This window comes from Enterovibrio qingdaonensis (assembly GCF_028683135.1).
GTDB lineage: Bacteria > Pseudomonadota > Gammaproteobacteria > Enterobacterales > Vibrionaceae > Enterovibrio > Enterovibrio qingdaonensis.
In genome coordinates, this window is the sequence record NZ_JAJUBB010000007.1 from 52,818 (window position 1) to 74,217 (window position 21,400).

19 protein-coding genes and 5 tRNA genes are annotated in these 21,400 nt (G+C 47.3%); 18 read left to right on the forward strand and 6 right to left on the reverse strand.

Annotated features, from left to right (window positions below; all coding sequences use genetic code 11):
* Positions 1–3 precede the first annotated feature (3 nt).
* Positions 4–1,623: an ABC transporter substrate-binding protein SapA gene (gene sapA / locus LRP49_RS11300; protein ID WP_274142294.1), complete on the reverse strand. Its 1,620-nt coding sequence runs from the start codon at positions 1,621–1,623 to the stop codon at positions 4–6.
* Between the two features lie 111 nt (positions 1,624–1,734).
* Positions 1,735–2,751 (reverse strand): phage shock protein operon transcriptional activator, encoded by a 1,017-nt coding sequence (gene pspF / locus LRP49_RS11305; protein ID WP_274142295.1) that lies wholly within the window; start codon positions 2,749–2,751, stop codon positions 1,735–1,737.
* Between the two features lie 193 nt (positions 2,752–2,944).
* Here pspF and pspA point away from each other — a divergent pair, with 193 nt between their 5' ends.
* The 6 genes from pspA (at position 2,945) to tyrR (ending at position 8,544) form a co-directional block, all read left to right on the forward strand.
* Positions 2,945–3,610 (forward strand): phage shock protein PspA, encoded by a 666-nt coding sequence (gene pspA / locus LRP49_RS11310; RefSeq protein WP_274142296.1) that lies wholly within the window; start codon positions 2,945–2,947, stop codon positions 3,608–3,610.
* Positions 3,611–3,636: 26 nt separating this feature from the next.
* Complete coding sequence (gene pspB / locus LRP49_RS11315) at positions 3,637–3,867, forward strand: envelope stress response membrane protein PspB (protein WP_274142298.1); 231 nt, start codon at positions 3,637–3,639, stop codon at positions 3,865–3,867.
* Complete coding sequence (gene pspC, locus LRP49_RS11320) at positions 3,864–4,250, forward strand: envelope stress response membrane protein PspC (RefSeq protein WP_274142300.1); 387 nt, start codon at positions 3,864–3,866, stop codon at positions 4,248–4,250. Before pspB ends, pspC begins: the two co-directional genes overlap by 4 nt.
* Positions 4,251–4,317: 67 nt before the next feature.
* Positions 4,318–5,712: a YcjX family GTP-binding protein gene (locus tag LRP49_RS11325; RefSeq protein ID WP_274142301.1), complete on the forward strand. Its 1,395-nt coding sequence runs from the start codon at positions 4,318–4,320 to the stop codon at positions 5,710–5,712.
* Positions 5,713–5,722: 10 nt separating this feature from the next.
* Positions 5,723–6,739 carry a YcjF family protein gene (locus tag LRP49_RS11330; protein WP_274142302.1) on the forward strand — a complete coding sequence of 339 codons (1,017 nt, stop codon included), beginning with the start codon at positions 5,723–5,725 and terminating at the stop codon, positions 6,737–6,739.
* A gap of 266 nt (positions 6,740–7,005) precedes the next feature.
* Positions 7,006–8,544 carry a transcriptional regulator TyrR gene (tyrR, locus tag LRP49_RS11335; protein WP_274142303.1) on the forward strand — a complete coding sequence of 513 codons (1,539 nt, stop codon included), beginning with the start codon at positions 7,006–7,008 and terminating at the stop codon, positions 8,542–8,544.
* 15 nt (positions 8,545–8,559) lie between these two features.
* Here the strand turns inward: tyrR and LRP49_RS11340 are convergent, their stop codons facing one another.
* The gene (locus tag LRP49_RS11340; RefSeq protein ID WP_274142304.1) at positions 8,560–9,030 is read right to left on the reverse strand and encodes a methylated-DNA--[protein]-cysteine S-methyltransferase; all 471 of its coding nucleotides are present in this window, start codon (positions 9,028–9,030) and stop codon (positions 8,560–8,562) included.
* 33 nt (positions 9,031–9,063) lie between these two features.
* On the opposite strand from LRP49_RS11340, the gene rimJ reads away from it, so the two are divergent.
* Both rimJ and LRP49_RS11350 read left to right on the forward strand, forming a co-directional pair.
* Positions 9,064–9,651, forward strand: coding sequence for a ribosomal protein S5-alanine N-acetyltransferase (gene rimJ, locus LRP49_RS11345; RefSeq protein WP_274142305.1), 588 nt, complete (start codon positions 9,064–9,066; stop codon positions 9,649–9,651).
* Positions 9,644–10,246 (forward strand): HD domain-containing protein, encoded by a 603-nt coding sequence (locus LRP49_RS11350; protein ID WP_274142307.1) that lies wholly within the window; start codon positions 9,644–9,646, stop codon positions 10,244–10,246. Before rimJ ends, LRP49_RS11350 begins: the two co-directional genes overlap by 8 nt.
* 77 nt (positions 10,247–10,323) lie before the next feature.
* Here LRP49_RS11350 and pyk read toward each other — a convergent pair whose 3' ends face one another.
* A complete protein-coding gene (pyk, locus tag LRP49_RS11355; protein ID WP_274142309.1) occupies positions 10,324–11,769 on the reverse strand; it encodes a pyruvate kinase in 1,446 nt (481 codons plus the stop codon).
* Positions 11,770–11,905: 136 nt separating this feature from the next.
* Positions 11,906–12,760 (reverse strand): MurR/RpiR family transcriptional regulator, encoded by an 855-nt coding sequence (locus tag LRP49_RS11360; RefSeq protein WP_067414617.1) that lies wholly within the window; start codon positions 12,758–12,760, stop codon positions 11,906–11,908.
* Positions 12,761–13,074: 314 nt separating this feature from the next.
* Here LRP49_RS11360 and LRP49_RS11365 point away from each other — a divergent pair, with 314 nt between their 5' ends.
* The 10 genes from LRP49_RS11365 (at position 13,075) to LRP49_RS11410 (ending at position 20,630) form a co-directional block, all read left to right on the forward strand.
* A complete protein-coding gene (locus LRP49_RS11365) occupies positions 13,075–13,908 on the forward strand; it encodes an SDR family oxidoreductase (protein ID WP_274142310.1) in 834 nt (277 codons plus the stop codon).
* Between the two features lie 544 nt (positions 13,909–14,452).
* The gene (gene psrA / locus LRP49_RS11370; RefSeq protein ID WP_274142312.1) at positions 14,453–15,130 is read left to right on the forward strand and encodes a TetR family transcriptional repressor PsrA; all 678 of its coding nucleotides are present in this window, start codon (positions 14,453–14,455) and stop codon (positions 15,128–15,130) included.
* A gap of 50 nt (positions 15,131–15,180) precedes the next feature.
* Positions 15,181–17,475, forward strand: a complete 2,295-nt coding sequence (locus LRP49_RS11375) for an acyl-CoA dehydrogenase (RefSeq protein ID WP_274142313.1) — start codon at positions 15,181–15,183, stop codon at positions 17,473–17,475.
* Positions 17,476–17,637: 162 nt separating this feature from the next.
* Positions 17,638–18,840, forward strand: coding sequence for an enoyl-ACP reductase FabV (fabV, locus tag LRP49_RS11380; protein WP_274142314.1), 1,203 nt, complete (start codon positions 17,638–17,640; stop codon positions 18,838–18,840).
* Between the two features lie 340 nt (positions 18,841–19,180).
* Positions 19,181–19,254, forward strand: a tRNA-Cys gene (locus LRP49_RS11385).
* Positions 19,255–19,257: 3 nt separating this feature from the next.
* Positions 19,258–19,333: transfer RNA gene (locus LRP49_RS11390), tRNA-Gly, on the forward strand.
* 67 nt (positions 19,334–19,400) lie between these two features.
* Positions 19,401–19,477 (forward strand) — tRNA-Met (locus tag LRP49_RS11395).
* A gap of 32 nt (positions 19,478–19,509) precedes the next feature.
* A tRNA-Gly gene (locus LRP49_RS11400) sits at positions 19,510–19,585 on the forward strand.
* A gap of 44 nt (positions 19,586–19,629) precedes the next feature.
* Positions 19,630–19,716, forward strand: a tRNA-Leu gene (locus LRP49_RS11405).
* 242 nt (positions 19,717–19,958) lie between these two features.
* Positions 19,959–20,630 carry an N-acetyltransferase gene (locus LRP49_RS11410; RefSeq protein WP_274142315.1) on the forward strand — a complete coding sequence of 224 codons (672 nt, stop codon included), beginning with the start codon at positions 19,959–19,961 and terminating at the stop codon, positions 20,628–20,630.
* A gap of 30 nt (positions 20,631–20,660) precedes the next feature.
* Here the strand turns inward: LRP49_RS11410 and LRP49_RS11415 are convergent, their stop codons facing one another.
* Complete coding sequence (locus LRP49_RS11415; protein WP_274142316.1) at positions 20,661–21,233, reverse strand: lipid-binding SYLF domain-containing protein; 573 nt, start codon at positions 21,231–21,233, stop codon at positions 20,661–20,663.
* Positions 21,234–21,400: the final 167 nt, after the last annotated feature.

Below are 21,400 nucleotides of genomic sequence, written 5' to 3' on the forward strand. Positions count from 1 at the left end.
AGATCAATGGCTCCTCGAAACATTAGCAAAAGATTTGTCTCCAAACGGACTGAGGTTAATACCCTGAAGGCTGGCGTTTCTTGCTTGGTAATGTACGCCATGTGCGAGAGGAATGACGGGCATCCTGTCTTTCAATATGGTTTGCGCTTGTAGATATATATCGCGTCGTTCTTCCTGAATATCTGTCGCTATGGCCGCGTCTAAATGACGGTCAAAATAGCGATTACACCAATTCGACAAATTCCAGCCAGTAAATTTGGCATTGCATGAGAGCAATGGGCGAAGGAAATTATCAGGATCGCCATTATCGGCAATCCAGCCAGTAAGTACCATACCTAGATCACTAATCTCATCACGCAGTAGCTTCCGGTTGATGTCTTCTTGTGCAACGATGTTGACTTGAATACCAATGACCGCCAAATTCGACTGTATGAGCTCTGCCGCTTTTATGGGGCTGGGATTGTACGCCTTAGGCGTCAGCGGTACCAATAAATCCACACTAAATCCATGCCTATAGCCTGCCTTTGCCATCAAACTTAAGGCCAATTGAGGGTCAAAGGTGGTATTGAGCTTGTCATCATAAGCCCATGACATCGGTGGAAGCATACCCGTCGCGGGGGTGCCAGTTCCGTGATAAACCGACTGAATGAGTGTCTCTCGATTAATAGCAAGACTGATTGCCTGACGAACTTCCAGTTCTGACAATGCTGGATGGCGCGTATTGAGTGCTAAAAACGCCACGTTCATCCCTGTTTGAGAAGCCAAAATAAAGTCAGGGTTATTTTCAATAACTGAAAGTTGGCTTGCGACGGGCGAGGAAAGGACATCGCATTCGCGGGTAATGAGTTTTGCGAGTGTGCCTGTACCACGAATGCTGATGTCATAGGCGACTTGCTCCATAGGCGCCGCACCATTCCAGTAGCCCCAATGGCGTTTCAAGCGAATAAGTTGGTGAGGTTTGTACTCATCCAAATGGAATGCCCCTGAGCCAACAGGGTGCGTATCGATTCGTGCTAAGTCGCCACTTTCTAGTAAGGTGTCGCCATACTCAGCAGAATGAATAACGGCGTACGTGGTGGACAGCGTTGACAAGAACGACACATCGGGGCGGGACAAGGTGAATTTTACGGAATAGTCGTCAAGTGCTTCGACGTTAGTGACCAAGCCGGCGAAATCCATGCTGTCGAACCATGGGTATTCACCACCTGAGACGTCATGAAAGGGGTGCTCAGGATCGATGAGTCGTTTAAAGCTGAAAACAACATCGTCTGCAATGACACCGCGATGGGGAATAAACCAATCCGTAACCTGAAACTTGGCACTACGACGAAGTTTAAAGGTGTATTCCTTACCGTCGGGGCTGACGGTCCAGCTTTGCGCCAGCATGGGTATAGGTTTGTAGGTAACAGGGTCGAGTTGAAGCAACCGATCGAAGATTTGGCTTGAGAGCGCATCGGCCGTTAATCCTCCGTCGGTGAGTTGAGGATTAAAGGTATTTGGTTGCCCCGGGCCGCAATAGATAAACCCTCGATTTCTCGTAGAGTTTTCAGAGAACGGGTCTTCACATCCTGCCAATAGTAATATGGCAACGCTCGCGGTGAGCAAACGACGTAATGCTCTCATAAGCCAATGATTAGTTGTTCGGGTTAAGTGTCTCAATTTACCACTGAAGCAACCTAGTCACCAAGTGGTGGCGAAAAGAACAGCTCAAAATACAACGAATTGGGCACGAATCTATACAGTGTCCTGAACATCCTCGCCCACTAAGTTATATTTTCTGAGTAAGCCTCTTATTTGATGGTAGCTTAAGCCCAGAAGCTCTGCGGCACGTCTTTGATTAAACTTGGCTTGTGTCATGGCTGATTCAACAATCTCTTTTTCTTGCTGAGTCTGCCATTGGCGTAAGTCCATAGGGAAAGAGAATGTATCAGGCGAAACGGCATCTTGGCTTTCGCTCCGTTGATTTTCGCTAAGAGTCCAAGGTGCTTTAAAAGGGTCAATATAGATGGCGTCGACCGCACTGTGCTCATCGTTGTGGCGGTAGATGGCACGTTCAACGACATTCTTCAATTCACGCACATTTCCCGGCCATTGGTAAGTTTCCAACGTTTGTTGGGCTACTTCAGAGAACCCACTGAAGTAGCTATACCCGAGCTCACGGCACATCTTCACCGCGTAGTATTCAGCAAGAAGCAAAATATCACCCTGACGCTCGCGCAGAGGGGGAAGGTGGATAACGTCGAAGGCAAGCCTATCGAGCAGATCCGCGCGAAACTTACCGTCATTTGCTAGTGCAGGAAGGTCTTCATTGGTGGCACAGATGAGTCTGACATCTGCGCTTAGAACATCGCTACCGCCAACGCGCTCGTACTCACCATATTCAATGACGCGCAATAGCTTTTCTTGAACGCCTAAAGGTGATGTTGCCAATTCATCTAAGAAAAGTGTACCGCCTTCTGCGCGTTCAAATCGACCTTTGTGTCGGCCTTTAGCACCACTAAATGAGCCAGCTTCATGGCCAAAAAGCTCTGAATCAATGAGCCCCTCGCTCAATGCTGCACAGTTGAGGCTCACCAATGGGCCATCCCAACGTTTTGATAAATAGTGCATGCGTTTGGCGATCAATTCTTTACCTGTTCCTCGCTCGCCAATGATCAGCACAGGGCGATTTAACGGTGCGATACGTGATACGTGGTCTAGCACCGAAAGGAAGTGATCAGACTCACCAATTAAATTGTCAGGCTTCTGCATGGTTAAATTTACCATTTGTTAGTTTATTTCATCATACCCTCGTTGAAGGTAAAAAGCACAGGTTTGGTTAAAGTGTTGATTATTAAGGGATATAAAAGTTGGCACACACTTTGATATAAGAACATCATCGACGTAACACACTCGACATTAACTCGTAAGCGCACAGCGCGCATTTAGTAAAAGGAGCATCACCATGGGTATTTTTTCTCGCTTCGCAGACATTGTTAATGCCAACGTTAACTCGCTGTTGGATAAAGCAGAAGATCCACAAAAAATGGTTCGCCTGATCATTCAGGAAATGGAAGACACACTGGTTGAAGTTCGCACTTCTTCTGCACGTGCTTTGGCTGATAAAAAAGAACTGGCGCGCAAAATTGATAACATTGAGCGTCAAATGACCGACTGGCAGGAAAAAGCCACGTTAGCATTGCAAAAGTCACGTGAAGATCTCGCACGTGCAGCTTTGATTGAAAAACAAAAAGTGCACGATATCCTGTTGACCTTGAAAGAGGAATACAGCCTGGTTGATGAGACCATTGAAAAGCTGGGTCACGAGATTGCCGAACTTGAAACTAAGTTAGCTGAGACAAGAGCCCGTCAGCAAGCACTGGTTATCCGCCGAGAAGCGGCTGGCAAACGTCTTGATGTTCGTCGTCAACTAGATACGAGCCGCACTGATGAGGCACTGGCAAAGTTTGAACAATATGAGCGCCGCATTGATGAGCTGGAAGCTGAAGCGGAAAGTTACACCATGGGCAAAGGAAAACGTCTAGAGGATGAGTTCGCAGATCTGCAAGCGCAAGATGACATTGAGAAAGAACTTGCGAAGATGAAAGCTGAGCTGAAAGACAAAGAATAATCGAAAGAGAGAGGTAAGGAGATCACATGTCGATGGCATTTCTATCAATTCCACTGGTTGTGTTCCTCGTTTTTGTGGCACCCCTGTGGTTATGGCTCCATTACCGCAGTAAGCGACAGGTCGGGCAGGGATTGAGCAGTGACGAATATGAGCAATTGCAGGCACTGGCTGATCGTGCGGAAGGACTGCAGTCGCGTATCCACTCGCTGGAACGCATTCTTGATGAAGAAGCACCAAATTGGAGACACAAAGAATGAACAAAACGCTGTATCGTGACCCAGTAAACGGGAAGATCGGTGGCGTTTGTGCAGGAGTCGCCGATTACTTAGGTATAGAGATTTGGCTGGTAAGGATATTTACTGTGGCTGCAGCTCTGGTTGGTTTTTTCCTCTTAGTGGTTGTGATTTATATCGCTGCGATGTTGATCTTGGAAAAAATGCCACCAGAAGAAGCGAAGAGAAACAATCAGTCTCGTGAACACACAGTGAAACAAAAACCTTGGCAGCAAGGTAGATCAGCCAGCGAATTACTTGCTGGGATCGATCAAGAAATCAAAGAAATGGAAGGTGACGTCGCTAAAATGGAAGCATATGTTACCTCCAAAGAGTTTGACCTGAACCGTCAGTTCAAGCAGCTTTAATTTTTAGCTTGGTTTTCTCCCCCCGTTTTTTGCGGGGGGTATTTCGTTTTGAGGAGTGTTGCTGTTAATGAAGTCCTTAAAAAGTCACATGAATAAATGGGTAAGCCGTGGTTTAGATCGCCACGTTCGTCTCGCCGTGACGGGTCTTTCACGCGCCGGTAAAACGGCATTTATTACTTCCCTCATCAACCAATTACTCCACAGTGGCACCAATCCGCGCATGCCATTGTTTGAACCTGTAAGAGAAGGACGTTTGCGTGGCGCAAGACGCGTTCAGCAAAGTCAGCTTCACATTCCAGCATTTGATTACGAGCAGGGAATTCAATCACTGCGCGCCCAGCCACCACGCTGGCCGTCGCCAACCCGCGATGTGAGCGAAATTCGACTGGCAATTCGCTATCAGCCAGACAGCGGTCCAATGAAGCTACTTCAAGATACTGCGACACTTTATCTCGATATCGTTGACTATCCGGGCGAGTGGTTGCTGGATTTGCCGTTATTGTCGATGAGCTTCGAAGAGTGGTCACGAAAACAAGGTGGCAACTTGGTCGGTCGGCGTAAAGACCTCGCTCAAGCTTGGCTGGCGGCACTGGACAAATTTGACCCTCTTGCTGAAGCAGATGAAAAACAGATCGCTGAACTGTCTGAGCTATACACTGACTACCTTCACGCCTGTAAAGACGAAGCGGGTTTGCATTGGGTACAGCCGGGGCGGTTTGTGCTCCCTGGCGAATACAGCGGTGCGCCAGTGCTACAATTTTTCCCTCTGGCATCGGAGAAATATGGAGACAGTCAATTAGCTGCTGCACCACCAAACAGCAACTTTGCGATGCTGAAGCAACGCTATGCGTATTACTGCAATCACATCGTAAAAGGGTTCTATAAAGAGCACTTTTCCAAAGTCGATCGGCAAATTGTGCTGGTGGATACGTTACAGCCTTTAAATGCGGGACCAGAGTCGTTTAATGATATGCGTCTGGCGTTAGAGCAACTGATGCAAAGTTTTCGCTATGGAAAGAGCGGTCTGTTGCGTCGACTCTTCTCTCCACGCATCGACAAAATATTGTTTGCCGCGACCAAGGCTGACCATGTCACCCCTGATCAGCACCCTAATTTGGTGTCACTGCTTCAACAGTTGATACATGAAGCGTGGCAAACCGCCGCGTTTGAAGGGATTGATATGGAGTGCATCAGTTTGGCGTCGATCCAAGCGACGGAACCCGGCATGGTCAATCATCGTGGCGAGACCGTAGCAGCATTGCGCGGTACCTTAGAATCAGGCGATCCGATTCTCCTGTACCCAGGCGATGTGCCTGCAAGGCTGCCAAACGATGAATTTTGGAAAAACAATCAATTTGAATTTCGTCAATTCCGCCCTATGGCCAGTGATGTGGATGAGCCATTGCCGCACATTCGTGTCGACAAATCACTGCAATACCTGCTGGGCGATAAGCTGAGATAAGGCGAAAAAGATGAGTGAATATAAAAAATCCATTGTGTTTGAAGACACAGATAAACCCGAGCCTGATGCGCCTGAATTGACTGCGCAACGACACTTTGATGCCGAGCAAGTGAAGTTTGACCTTGCACCAATCGAAGATGAAACGGAGCAAGAGCAGAGCCTAGAAAGAACGCTGGCTCCAAAGAAAGCGCGCTGGGGACTCCGAACGTTGGCATTTTCGGGGTTAGGTCTCGTGGCATGGCAAACCATCGATTCTGTTGTTACTGCGGTACAGAGCGGGGATTGGCTATCCGTCGGTTGGAGTGGTTTTGTTGCTGGGCTGGCGGCACTGGGTGTTTCTGCACTTGGCAGAGAGTTCCTCGCATTGAGAAGACTGAAAGGTCGTCAAGATGACCGCCAGCAGATCCAAGCGATTATTGATGCGGATGGTATTGGTAAAGCAAAAACCTTCTGTGAAAAGCTGTCTAAGCAAGGGAAGGGTGAACTGACGGCAGGTTATGACAGGTGGCAGTCATCACTTGCGGCGACGCATAACGACAAAGAGGTTTTTGAGCTTTACGACCAAATGGTGGTGAAAGAGCAAGATGTACTCGCCAGAAAAATGGTGACCAAATATGCATCAGAGGCTGCGGTGATGGTGGCACTTAGCCCGTTAGCAGTAGCCGATATGCTGTTGGTGGCGTGGCGAAATTTTAGATTGTTAGAGCAGATCTCGACGTTATATGGCGTCAAGCTTGGTTACTGGTCTCGCATCCGTTTATTACGATTGGTGCTCGCCAACATGGCGTTTGCGGGAGCGAGTGAGGCAATCACGGATATCGGTGCCGATTTGTTATCTGTCGATCTGGCTGGACGGCTTTCGGCACGCGCAGCACAAGGGCTGGGAATCGGTTTACTGACTGCGCGCTTGGGCTACAAAGCCATGGCTTTAATGCGACCGCTACCCTACGTAGGAACATCTGCACCGAAATTGTCAGATATGCGTAAGCAACTACTAGGAAGACTGACGTCAGGCAGTAACAAATAAACCAAGAGAAATGACAAATTTGAAAACAGCAGCTTAGGCTGCTGTTTTTCTTCATTGCTGCATTCTCACGTTTTACTCGCTAGCACTTGACTACGTTGATGTTCAGGCGCACACTCGGTTTACTGTCAACAATTCCTGACACTTTTATTGGCTGTTTTTTACGCAATGGAAGGCGGGTGTCAGCTGGATTGAACAACCCTATCTCATCCACCACATCGGATGGCGTTGTACGTAAGCGTTATCCGTTTTGTTAGCAGGACATCACCGTGAGATTACAGGTCTTTTGTGAAGATCGACTTGGACTAACCCGTGAGCTTCTCGATATTCTTGCACGCCGCAACATTGATTTGCGCGGCATCGAGATTGATCAAGTAGGTATCATTTACCTCAACTGTCCAGAAGTCGAATTTGAAGAATTTCGTCAACTAATGTCAGAGATTCGTCTAATTAGCGGTGTTACCGACGTTAGAAAAATTCAATTCCTACCCGCAGAGCGCGAGCATCGTGAGCTTCGTGCATTGCTTGAAACCCTCTCTGATCCCGTATTATCGGTCAGTCTGAATGGCAAAGTTGATTTGGCAAATAAAGCCGCACTTCGCTTGATTGGCAATGACGAAGAGGGGCTCATCGGGGAATCTACCAATGTTATTTTCCCTGAGTTCAACTTCAGTCACTGGTTAGAGCGTGACAACGCAAGTCAGGTTTGCCGCCAAATCGTGATTGCGGGCATCGATTACCTGATGGAAGTGATGCCTGTGTACATCACTGACAGCGAAAACAAAAATGTATTGGCAAGCGCGGTAATTCAGCTCAAGCAAGTGGCAATGAATCAACTGCCGACCAAGCTTTATCGTACGCCTGGTGAGCATGGCTTTGACCACTTAGTGGGTCAATCGAGCAAATTCAGATCGCTGGTTAACCAAGCGAAAAAGTTTGCCCTTCTTGATGCACCATTGCTGATTCAAGGCGAAACAGGTACGGGTAAAGAAATGTTGGCCAAAGCGTGCCATCAACGCTCGCACCGTGCTGAGAAGCCATTCCTTCTGGTTAACTGCGTCTCCATGCCGGATGATGCAGCGGAAACGGAGCTGTTTGGCTGTGCGCCAACAGAAGGCCGCGAAGGCAAAAAAGGTCAACTAGAGCAAGCGGATGGCGGTACCGTCTTCTTGTATGAAGTTGGTGAAATGAGTCAGCATCTTCAGATTAAACTGCTTCGATTCATGCGCGACGGGGCTTTCCGCCGTGTTGGAGAAGAGCACGAAATTAAAGTGGATGTGCGTGTTATTTGTTCAACGCAAAAGAACCTCTCTGAGCGCGTTGCAGCAGGTCAGTTCCGTGAAGATTTGTACTACCGACTGAATGTATTGTCGCTGACTGTGCCGCCACTTCGTGAGCGTCCGTCAGATGTGCAACCGCTGACAGAATTGTTCTTAAATCAATTCTCAGCAGAATTGGGCCAAGAAAGGCCGCTGATGCAGCAGGGTGTTTCTGATTTTCTGACGCAATACTCGTGGCCGGGCAATGTGCGCCAGCTACGAAATGTTCTATTCCGTGCAATGACACAGATAGAAGATGGTTGCCTGACAAAAGAAGACATTCAGTTACCTGAAACAGAGCAAACGGCATTTTTAACCGAAGAGTCAATGGACGGTTCGTTGGATGAGATTATGAAGCGTTATGAGTCTGGCATTCTGTCAAACCTTTATCGCAGCTATCCTTCAACACGAAAATTGGCAAAGCGTCTCGACGTCTCTCATACCGCAATCGCAAACAAATTGCGGGAATATAGCATCGGCAAAAAATAAAAAAATAGCGGCAATTTAGCCGCTATTTTTTTCAATTTCGAGTAGCTTCTCTTTGATTGTTAGCCCATAACGGTACCCCGTTAGCTGTCCATCACTTCCAATGACGCGGTGGCAGGGGATAATCAAAGGAATGGGGTTAACGTTATTTGCCATGCCCACTGCTCGGCAAGCTTGAGGGTTGCCTATTTCAGCAGCGATATGCGCATAAGTACGCGTTTCACCATAAGGTATTGAACGTAAAGCATGCCAGACTTGGTGCTGGAACTCAGTGCCTTCAGGGGCAAGCGGGACAGTAAACTCTGTACGCTCGCCGTCAAGGAATTCGAGTAGCTGCTTTTTGTAAGGGGCGAGTTGTTGTGGGGAGTGTTTCCATTCTCGGCTATGTTCGAAAGGGTGGTGTAGGCATAAAGTGAGATGCCTGAGCCCTACTTCATCGGACAGTAAATGGATTTTCCCCAGCGGTGATTCAAAGCTATCGTAGTACATAGTGATGACACTTATTGATAGACAGGAGGCAAGTTGTCAGTCGAAATTATAAACCCTTTCCCGAGTTTGAGTGTTGATAATCTTGTAATTAGAGCGATTCAAAAAGGAGACGTTGCGAAGGTTGTGCACTATTTCCAATCCAATCGCTCGTATCTCACCCCTTGGGAACCATTAAGACCTGAAGGTTTTTTTACCTTTGAAGGATGGGAGAGAAGGGTTATCCAGCTGACAGAATTGCAACGTCATGGGTTGTCCTACTACTTCTTGATTTTCGAGTCAGGCAGTGAAGAGGTTCAAGGGGTAATCACTTACAGCAATGTTATGCAGTATCCTTTCCATGCTTGCACTGTTGGCTACTCACTCGATAAAAATGCGCAGAGTAAAGGCATCATGCGTCGTGCGCTCAAAATGACCAACCAGTGGTTGTTTGATAATTTGAATATGCACCGTATCGTCGCGTCTTATATGCCTCGAAACAAGCGCAGTGAGGCCGTTCTCCAATCTGTGGGGTTCTTGAAAGAGGGCGAAGCAAAAGACTACTTACTGATCAATGGTAAGTGGGAAGACCACATTCTAACCTCGTTGATCAATAAAAACTGGGTAGCATCTATCAATGAATAACCTCGATCCGTCACGTCTTGAAAAACAATTGGCTTTGCTGGTGGAAGTCGACAAATTAAAAGCCGTCTTACGACGAACTCGTGTGAAAAGTGCTGATGCAAGGCGGGAGAACTCGGCGGAGCACAGTTGGCAGGTTGCGTTGATGGCATTGTTGCTGGAAGAGTACGCCAATGAGCCAGTCGATGTAGCGAAGGTGGTAAAAATGCTGCTACTGCACGATGTGGTAGAAATCGATGCGGGTGATACGTTCGTTTACGACCTTGAAGCGGCAAAGTTGCAAGAAGAGAAAGAACTAAAAGCGGCGAAGCGCATATTTGGCATGCTCCCGAGTGACCAAGGAGACGCGTTGCTTGCCTTGTGGCTGGAGTTTGAAGCCGGCGAGTCGCCAGAAGCGCGATTTGGTAAAGCGTTAGACCGAATGCTCCCCATGCTACTGAACTACCATAGTGACGGCCAAAGTTGGAAAGAACATGGAGTGAGCCTTGATCAAGCTTTAACGGTTAACCGAAAAATAGAAAAGGGTTCAACGATCCTTTGGGACAAAGTGACAGATATGCTGGCGGAAGCCGCGGAGAAAGGCTGGCTTAAATCCTAAACGGCAAGTTTAGCTAACTGTTATTCAGACATAAAAATGCCCCGCGTTGCGGGGCATTTTTCATGAGATCTCGGTGATTAGGTCACGGTGATCATGCGCATGGTATTGGTTGTGCCCACATAGCCTGACACATCACCTTGGGTAAAGATAACCACATCCCAAGGTTGCAACAGGCCCATCTCTTTAAGCAGTGCAATGGCTTTGTGTGCCACTTCGGGGCCCGCGCCTGTGTCGCTTTCAAAGAATACAGGCGTAACACCACGATATAACGCTGCCCGCGACAAGGTGGTTTCATGACGGGACATGGCGAAAATCGGTTTTCCCGAACTGATACGTGACATCATCAGTGCCGTTTTACCCGACTCAGTCAATGACACCATGGCTTTGACTTTTGACATATGGTTTGCGGCATACATGGTTGCCATCGCGACGGTTTCTTCGATCAGGTCGAATTCTTTATTCAGGCGATGGTTAGAAACATTAATCGACGGCATTTTTTCCGCACCGATACACACTTCGGCCATTGCTCTTACCGTTTCAAGTGGGTAGGCACCTGCTGCTGTTTCTGCTGAAAGCATGACGGCATCTGTGCCATCAAGGACGGCGTTTGCGACATCCATGACTTCTGCGCGTGTTGGCATCGGTGCTTGAATCATGGACTCCATCATTTGGGTTGCGGTAATCACGCAACGATTGAGCGAGCGAGCTCGGCGAATCAATTTTTTCTGAACCCCAACAAGCTCAGGATCACCAATCTCAACCCCTAAATCGCCGCGAGCAACCATGACACCGTCAGAGGCTTCAATGATGTCATCAATGCTTTCATCCGTAGCGACAGTCTCGGCACGTTCCACTTTTGCAATCATGCGGGTATCAAGTCCTGCATCTTTTGCCAAGGAGCGCGCATAACGCATGTCATCGCCATTGCGTGGGAAAGATATCGCAAGGTAATCCACTTTTATCGCGGCAGCTGTCAGGATGTCCTGCTTGTCTTTTTCTGTCAGGGCTGCTGCGGATAGGCCGCCACCTTTCTTGTTAATCCCTTTATTGTTGGAAAGGGGACCACCAACGGTCACATCCGTATGCACACAGGCACCTTTAACGGAGACAACCTTTAATTGCACACGGCCATCATCGAGAAGAAGAACATCGCCAGGGACAACGTCATTGGGTAGGTCTTTGTAATCGAGGCCCACACGTTCTTGATCGCCTTTTCCGGCAGGAAGCTCACCATCCAAAATGAATTTGTCGCCCACTGCTAATTGGATTTTTCCATCGGCGAAGGTAGACACACGAATTTTTGGACCTTGCAAATCACCCAAAATACCAACGTGCTGGCCGAGTTTAGCGGCGATTGCTCGCACCTTATTGGCTCGGTCAATATGATCTTGCGCAGTGCCGTGTGAGAAGTTCATTCTGACAACGTTGGCTCCGGCAATAATTATTTGTTCGAGTATGTCATCTTTATCAGTGGCTGGACCAAGGGTTGTGACGATTTTGGTACGACGCATGGGTACAGTCATGAAATTCTCCAGAGTCAGAAGTTGTCTTTAAGAAAATTAAAAAAAGCGGGTGACAAACTGCTTACTAAGGAAAGTGTAGTTGAGTAAAGCGAGATAAATAAAAAGGGCAGTTTTAAACTGCCCTTGTTTCGGTCTCTTAAGTCAAAGATTCTTTATTAAATCGCGAATCTTTGATGGCCTCTTTTACGCGCTTGAGGTTTTCTCTGAAGCCGGGGCCACGTCGGAGCGTGAAGCCTGTTGCCAGCACATCTATGACGGTCATTTGAACGACTCGGCTCGCCATTGGCATGTAGATATCTGTATCTTCTGGCACATCCAATGTGATGGTCAAAGAACACACTTTATCCAGCGGAGAGCCTTTCTCGGTAATCCCAATTACCGTCGCGCCATTTTCTTTCGCCAACATGGCAACATCAACCAGTGATTTGGTGCGACCCGTGTGTGAAATCACAACGACCACATCGCCATCTGTACAGTTGATACAACTCATTCGCTGCATAACGATATCGTTAAAGCAAACAATAGGAATGTTGAAGCGGAAGAATTTATTTTGAGCGTCGTAGGCGACCGACGCTGAAGCTCCCAAACCGAAGAAAGAAATTTTCTTCGCTTGGGTCAGCAAGTCTACAGCACGATTAATCTGGTGCGGGTCAATGCTGTTTTTCGCCACATCGAGACAGGCCATGGTGGATTCAAAAATCTTGGACGTATACGCATCAGCACTGTCGTGCTCTTCAACATTACGGTTAACGTAAGGTGTGCCATTCGCCAAGCTTTGTGCAAGGTGCAGTTTAAAATCAGGGAAGCCTTTAGTATCGAGGCGTCGACAGAATCGGTTCACTGTCGGCTCACTGACATCTGCCATTTTCGCAAGAGTCGCGATGCTCGAATGGATAGCAGTTTGCGGTGAGGCAATAATAACTTCTGCTACCTTACGTTCAGACTTACTAAAGTTTTCAATATTTTTTTGTATTTTTTCTAGGGTGTTCATTTAGATTACCGCTTTGCTTCCGCTATCTACTGGTCAGAACTGCCTCTTACGCTAGCGTGATATGCGTCACTGAGGTGCTCGGGCGAAATAAATTGAGGTTCGACAATGTTATGCTTGAGTCTAACGGCTGAAATCGATTAATGACATTTTAACCAACAAATACCTTTGAAAAGTTTGTATTCATTCACGCTTTTAGTTGCTTTATTACACAGTATCGGATTTTTTTTTCAGCAGAGTTTAGTCAGAATGCGGTTTTGTGGCACGTTAATGATGGATTTTCAGTGGAACTGAAATTGGATTACAAGGAACTTTCGATGTCGAAACCTAATAAATCAATCTCCGTTTGTGGTTGCGGATGGCTTGGAATGCCATTGGCGAAACAATTGGTGTCGTCGGGCTTTAAAGTTATCGGTACTAAGCGTTCAGCATCAGATGCAGAAGCGTTGAACCAGTATGGCATTCATGGCATTCAATTTGACCTTATGACGTTTGATAGGAGCCCGCCAAATACTGCGATCTTTGATGCCGATACCTTAGTACTGAATATTCCTCCCGGCCGAAGGACAATAGACAAAGCATCTTTTGTGACAGGAATGAAAGCCGTGATTGATGAAGCAAAGTCACAGGGCGTTGGCCAAGTTATCTTCATTAGCACGACATCGGTTTATGGTTCTGCCAAAGGTGTAATTGATGAAAGCACCTTATGCACACCAGATACTGAGTCTGGAATGGCGCATGTCGAACTAGAGCAGCATGTAATCAAACAGTTTGCAGACCAAGGTGTTGTATTGAGGCTTTCAGGATTGGTCGGCGGCGAGCGTCACCCTGCTCGTTACTTGGCAGGACGAAAAGACATCGCGAACGGGAATGACCCTGTGAATCTCATCCATCGGGATGATTGCATCAACGCGATTCAAGCCATCATTGAGCAAAACCTTACAGGAGGTGTGTACCATTTAAGCGCACAAGAACACCCGACACGTGCAGCGTTTTATCAATGGGCGGCTGCGGAGATGGGAATGGAACCACCGACGTTTTTAGACAGTGATGGAACGGGGAAGTGCATTGATGCTGAAGCAACGCAATCTGCACTTTCTTTGATGCTAAAATACCCATCGCCTTATGACATGCCTTTGCCATCAGTATGAGAGGCATAAAAAAAGCCCGCTTCAATATGAGCGGGCAACATAAATTTGTAAGCAGGAGTAAGAAAAAGCAGTGTTCTAGCGATAAGTTGGAATTCATGTGAGGCGGCCAGCTATACATTAAAAGGCACTTATCCGCTATCTACATATACTCAGATACTGTGTTCAGAAATTAGTTCAAAAAAAATCGAAAAAAATTTTCACAACATACACTTCCCGCGTTCTGTTCCGAAATCTCTACCGGCAAGACGAAAAAAAGCCCACAAACAAATCGATGATGTGGGCTTAAGAAGAATTTCTTCTAAGAAAAAGCAGTGGCATTAATTGAGACCCGCCTTTCAGTGCTTTGTTCCCCAATGAATCGACATTTTTCTCATTACTGAGTCATTTTATTTATCGTACTTACTACAAACCTGTTGAGTAACAAGGTGTTAGTGTGGAATGCGAACGAAAAAACAAAACATGTTAAAAGTGTGATTGTTTTCGGGTTGTTATTAATGCTAACGAGATGTAAAGTTAAACAGGTGTTTAATACGGGTGAATGAAAATGGCAGGCAAAGGCGAAACGAAAGCAAAAATCCTTGATGCCGCAGAGCAACTCTTTGCAGAGCATGGGTTTAAAGACACCTCTTTACGAACGATCACCAGCAAGGCAAATGTCAATCTGGCCTCCGTTAACTACCACTTTGGTGACAAAAAATCCTTGGTGAGGGCGGTGTTGGCAAGGTATCTCGAAAAATTCATGCCTCAATTGGAGCAAGAATTAAAACAGTTGCTGATTAAAGACGACATTTCAATGGTGGAAGTTTTTGGTTGTACCAAGCGCCCATTGCTGGATTTGGATGCGTACCGTCGACATGGCGCATCGACCTTTATGCAACTGATTGGGCGAGGGTATACCGATGTACAAGGGCACCTGAGATGGTTTATTACCACCCGATACGACTCGGTACTTACGCTCTTTACGCAAGCCGTTGTTAAAGCGAATCCTTCATTAAAACCTGAAAACGTATTTTGGCGCCTTCACTTCACGCTTGGTGCGGTCATTTTCACCATGGCTTCCAATGTGGCGTTAAGTGAAATCGCGGAAAATGACTTTGGGCATACCGTATCAATCGAAGACATCGTAGATCGTCTAATCCCTTATTTAGCCGCAGGTGTGGACGCTCCTGTAGCTGGAGAGCTAACGCTCGTTAGTAGCGGCTCTTCTCTTAGCGCGAGCTAAGAAAAACAGAACAACAATAACCAATTAACGAAACAAAAAGGATCTGAATCATGAGCTCTCAACCATCATTAAGAAGACGTTATCTCAGCGATCCAGCGTTTAAGTTTTTTAAAAAAGTGCTGCCGCCTCTTTCGGTTACCGAAAGAGAAGCCATGGAAGCGGGTAGTGTGTGGTGGGACGGGGAGTTATTTAGTGGAAACCCCGAATGGCGCACACTACTTCAATATCCGAAACCAAGAATGTCCGATGAAGAGCAAGCGTTTATCGACAATCAATTGGAAACCTTGCTGGCGATGCTTGATGATTTTGACATCGTCCAACAACGTAAAGACTTACCACCTGAGGTCTGGGAATATCTGAAGAAAGAGAAATTCTTTTCATTGATCATCCCCAAAGAGTTTGGTGGTCTGGCATTTTCGGCGTATGCAAACTCGACAATTGTTTCCAAAATTGCCACACGCAGTCTAAGTGCTGCAGTGACGGTCATGGTGCCAAACTCATTGGGCCCGGGTGAGCTATTAACACACTATGGTACTGACGATCAGAAAAACTACTGGCTGCCGCGTCTAGCGAATGGTGAAGATGTTCCATGCTTTGCTTTGACTGGCCCAGAAGCAGGTTCTGATGCGGGGTCAATTCCCGACAAAGGCATTGTGTGCAAGGGTGAGTTCGAGGGCAAAGAAGTGTTGGGTATTCGCCTGACGTGGAACAAGCGTTACATCACCCTTGCTCCTGTTGCTAGTGTTCTTGGCCTCGCATTCAAACTGGACGACCCTGATGGCTTGATTGGTGACAACGAACAACTCGGTATTACCTGTGCGCTTATCCCAGCAGACCATAAAGGCGTTGAGATTGGCGAACGTCATAACCCGCTGGGCTTATCATTTATGAATGGTCCAACACGAGGTCAAGACGTCTTTATTCCCATGGAATGGGTCATTGGTGGCCAAGACTATGTCGGTAAAGGCTGGCGAATGCTGGTGGAGTGTCTTTCGGCGGGGCGGGGTATCTCATTGCCTGCACTGGGCACAGCTGTCGGTCATCTGGCTTGCAGAACCACAGGTGCTTATTCCTACGTTCGCAAACAGTTCGGCATGAACATCGGCAAGTTTGAAGGTGTTGCTGAAGCCATGGGACGAATTGGTGGTTACACCTACATGTTGGAAGCGGCGCGCACCTTAACGACCACCTCCCTCGACATGAATGAAAAGCCGGGAATTGTGACCGCGATTGCAAAATACCACATGACAGAATTGGCGCGCACCGTGCTCAATGACGCCATGGATATCCACGCTGGCCGCGCGATTCAGCTTGGGCCCCTTAACTACATTGGTCACCACTATTTCGGTATGCCGGTCGCCATTACGGTAGAAGGTGCAAATATACTAACTCGTAACTTGATGATATTTGGTCAAGGTGCGACCCGTTGTCACCCGTATGTACTAAAAGAGATGGAAGCGGCCGCAGAGCCTGATACCACGAAAGGTGCTGAGAACTTCGATGCACTTCTGGTCAAGCATATTGGTTTTGCCACCAAAAACGTGATGATGTCACTGACCAACGCATTTACACGTTCTGCCTTTAACCGTTCGCCAGTATCCGGCGAAACGGCGAAGTACTACAAACAGCTTGCGCGAATGAGCCGCGCGTTGGCGGTTACTGCAGATGTGTCCATGCTGATGTTGGGTGGTGAACTCAAACGCAGAGAAATGCTGTCTGCCCGACTTGGTGACGTATTGAGCCACCTGTATCTGGCGTCCGCGGTATTGAAACGCTACGAAGATGAAGGGCGTCAACAAGCAGATTTACCGTTTGTGCATTACTCACTTCAGCACTGTTTGAACAAGTGTGCCGAAGCGTTTGATGGGGCATTTACCAACTTCCCGCGTAAGGGAGTGGGCACGGCATTGCGTGCAATTACATTCCCACTGGGTATGCACTTCAACGCGCCTTCCGATGAGATAGCAAATCAAATCGCGGGACTGATGATGACACCGGGTGCACACCGTACAAGACTGACGCACCTTTGCTATGTAGGCGATAAAGAAACCGATCCGGTTGCCATCATGGAAAGGGCGTTTGACGCGATGCAAGGCATCAGACCGTTAGAGAAGAAACTGGCGGCTGCAGCGAATAATGGCCAAATCCCTGCGAAAGCACCACTCATTGAGAAGCTAGAAAAAGCCCTCCAAGAGAACGTTATCTCTCAAGCGGAATTTGAGCAGATCACAGAAGCAGATGCACTTCGCTCAAAAGCCATTCAGGTCGACAATTTTGACCCTTCTTGGTTTGCGCCAGTTAAGGCATCAACCCGTGGTTCTAGCAAGAAAGGCAAAGCTGCGTAATCGCCAGCAAATAAACCTAGGTCTCAAAAACGCCGCAATTGCGGCGTTTTTTTTCGTCAACACCTCCAACCACTGCTTGAATCATGGCTTTTACAACAAAAAAAAGTGCGAAAACAAGATGAAGTATTTATCCTAGGCGCAACTTTGTAAGGAAGGTTGAATATGATCATCAAACCGAAAATTCGCGGATTTATCTGTACGACGACACATCCAAAAGGATGCGAAGCTAACGTAAAAGAGCAAATCGAGTACACCAAAGCACAAGGTCCAATCGCAAATGCACCTAAGCGTGTACTGGTAGTTGGCTCGTCAAGTGGCTACGGTCTATCTTCGCGCATTGCAGCAGCGTTTGGCGGCGGTGCAGCGACCATCGGTGTGTTTTTCGAAAAACCTGGCACAGAGAAAAAGCCGGGTACAGCGGGTTGGTACAACTCAGCAGCATTCGACAAGTTTGCGAAAGAAGAAGGCCTGTATTCTAAAAGCCTAAACGGCGATGCCTTCTCTGATGAAGCAAAGAAAAAAGCGATTGAGCTGATCAAAGAAGATTTGGGTCAAATCGACATGGTTGTTTACTCACTGGCGTCGCCAGTACGTAAACTGCCAAAAACAGGTGAAGTGGTTCGTTCATCATTGAAGCCAATCGGTGAGACTTACCGTTCAACGGCGGTTGATACCAACAAAGATGAAATCATCGAAACCAGCGTAGAGCCAGCAACAGCAGAAGAAATCAAAGACACCGTTACCGTTATGGGCGGCGAAGACTGGGAACTGTGGATTCAGGCTCTGTCTGACGCGGGTGTTCTGGCTGACGGCTGTAAGACAGTGGCATACAGCTACATCGGTACTGAACTGACGTGGCCTATCTACTGGGACGGCGCGCTAGGCCGTGCGAAGATGGATTTGGATCGCGCAGCGTCAGAACTGAACGCGAAACTGTCTGCAACTGGCGGTAGTGCCAATGTGGCGGTACTGAAGAGTGTGGTAACACAAGCGTCATCTGCAATTCCTGTTATGCCTCTTTATATTGCAATGGTATTTAAGAAGATGCGCGAAGAAGGCCTGCACGAAGGCTGTATGGAACAAATCTTCCGTATGTTCAGCCAACGTCTCTATAAAGCGGACGGTTCAGCTGCAGAAGTTGACGATAAAAATCGCCTGCGCCTGGATGACTGGGAACTGCGTGAAGATATTCAACAGCATTGCCGTGATCTATGGCCTCAAATCACGTCTGAGAACCTGAAAGAACTGACTGACTACGTAGAGTACAAAGAAGAGTTCTTGAAGCTATTTGGTTTCGGTATTGAAGGTGTGGATTACGATGCCGATGTGAACACAGAAGTAGACTTCGACGTTCAAGCTATCTAAGTCAGTGCTTAGCCTAAATGTAGGCTGACACGTTTTATCAAGCCAGCAGGTGCGCCCTGCTGGCTTTTTTATTTGGTGCAGAGCCAAATAAGGTGGGCGAGAGCAGATTTTTTCAGTGGAGTCTCAAATCTAATGTTCTCGCAAACTAAAGCGGGAAAATTGAAAAATTCCACACTTGGGTGCTAAAAATATGATCAATGTGGCTGATATTTATCATATTTGGTTGATAAAGAAGCAAACGAACCGAAACCCTTAAATTTCTACGTGACACCCCGAAAAAGTTATGTAGAATGCAGCGCATACCAACGAGGAAGGCAACTTCCAAAGGTGGTTGTGGAAAGGCGCGTTGGCAGAGTGGCTATGCAGCGGATTGCAAATCCGTGGACCTCGGTTCGACTCCGGGACGCGCCTCCATTTGCGACACTAGCTCAGCTGGTAGAGCGCAACCTTGCCAAGGTTGAGGTCACGAGTTCGAACCTCGTGTGTCGCTCCAAATTTCTGTTCTTGTCTCTGGCAGGAACTAAGAAGCAGTCATCGTGCTTTGAACGATGAAATACGGACGCGGGGTGGAGCAGCTTGGTAGCTCGTCGGGCTCATAACCCGAAGGTCGTCGGTTCAAATCCGGCCCCCGCAACCAAATTTAATTATTCGGAATATTCCGGGTAATATGCGACACTAGCTCAGCTGGTAGAGCGCAACCTTGCCAAGGTTGAGGTCACGAGTTCGAACCTCGTGTGTCGCTCCAAACATAAAAACGATGGTGTCAATCATCGCAATACAGAATTGCGTGCCCTGGTGGTGAAATTGGTAGACACAAGGGATTTAAAATCCCTCGACGTTCGCGTTGTGCCGGTTCAAGTCCGGCCCGGGGCACCATCTATTAAGAAGGCCTGAAAGCTTATGCTTTCAGGCCTTTTTTCTTTGCTTCCAATAAACCTACTCTCCAAATACCCAATGTCACAAAAGCCTCTGATCTATCAAACAAATGTTGCCCTGTTGTAGGAATAATGTTTATCTGATTGTCGAGGTTCAATAAAGACTAAATGATGTACTTTGGGCATTTCTCATAAAAGCCCCTTCATTTCAATTCAAATGAGGGCGGCGTATAGGAGACGAGAATGGATAACTTGTCTGAAAGGAAAAGCGCGGCAAGGATAGAGAGCTTTTACCTGAGAACAGCACCGGTGATATGGGAAGGCACTGATGATAGTGCGTCTGAATTTCATATTTTTAAAATCGATATTTACGAGTTGGAAACGGAAGAAAGCTATTCGCTGTGGGTGTGTCCAAGCACTGTCTGTAAGGTGAGTGGTGAAAGAGAAGTATTCAGAGACTTCGAAAACCTGACGCTCTCGGATGTGACGATCTCTAACCCTTATCCTGATCGAAACGGTGAAGAAGATATTGCCGGTTTCTGGCTAACCGAAAGATTCGCTACAGGGCGCTTGTCATTCGGTCCTGCTGATTGGTTTGGCAACCTGATGCCGCACGAGCGCGGAAAAGGTCTAGGGCGTTTCTGCACCAGCTATTTGGTTAATCACTTCCTTAAACGAGGCTGTGCAAACTATGCAGTCGAAACGCTGCAAGTGTATGACGACGAGAATTTCAGGCTGAGGTGCGGGTATTATCTGGCTTCTGGTTGGGAAATTGTGCCCAGTGAAGATGTTTACTATCGCGCGATGTGCAGCTCATTGTCCCAGCTTAAAACCTCTTACAACCGCCATAAGATAGATTACTTACAAGCTAGAGAATGGCAATCTGCCATTCATCAATTCGAAAAGCCGTGCTGATTATCAGCACGGTTTTTTACCATCAAATCTCTATTCAGGCATCGACACAAAGTCTTCGGTAAAGTCGGTTTCCCAGAACTTGTACCCTTGAACGGTGGCTTGCGCTGCCGCCCCCCAAATTGCGGATTGGTAAATCTTCACGCCATCTACGTCAAATGACGCATTAGCTGCGGCTTGGTCGCCTTGATTATCTGCTCTTGCTGTAGCATCGGCTTTTGCGCCTGCATCCCAGCCTGATGTTTCAAATCGCTTCATGGCTGCTTTATCGTGAAATGCGTAAAGGAAGGCCACTTTTTTAAACCCAATCCCCAATCCCGCGCCCAGTGATGCAAAGCGGTAATACTTTGTAGAGCCACCTTTGTGATACGTACAAATGCCACCGCCAGACGAGGCAGCAAAAATGTAACTGTCACTGCCTGTACAGACGAGATAGGAATACGCCTTGTTCACGGCTGACTTTGCACCTTTGTGATCGGTATAAATTGCTTGAAGTGCAGCCTGCGTGTCTTTTCTGGCGTTTGCTTTTTTAGCATCAGGTGTGTCACCGGTTGCACATCCTGCCAACAGAGAAATTGCGAGTAGTGAAAGTACTGCTTTTTTCATTATTTTTACAACCTTGTAAAATAACCAATTAATATCAAAGGGATAGAGATTTGGCTTTCAGGCCGTTTTATATCCGAAGTCTTCAATGTTGAGTAGTGGGTACGGTGAGAATTGTGGATTCTGTAGAACTTATAGGTGTGTGAAATTTGTGCGACGGTATGAAGATC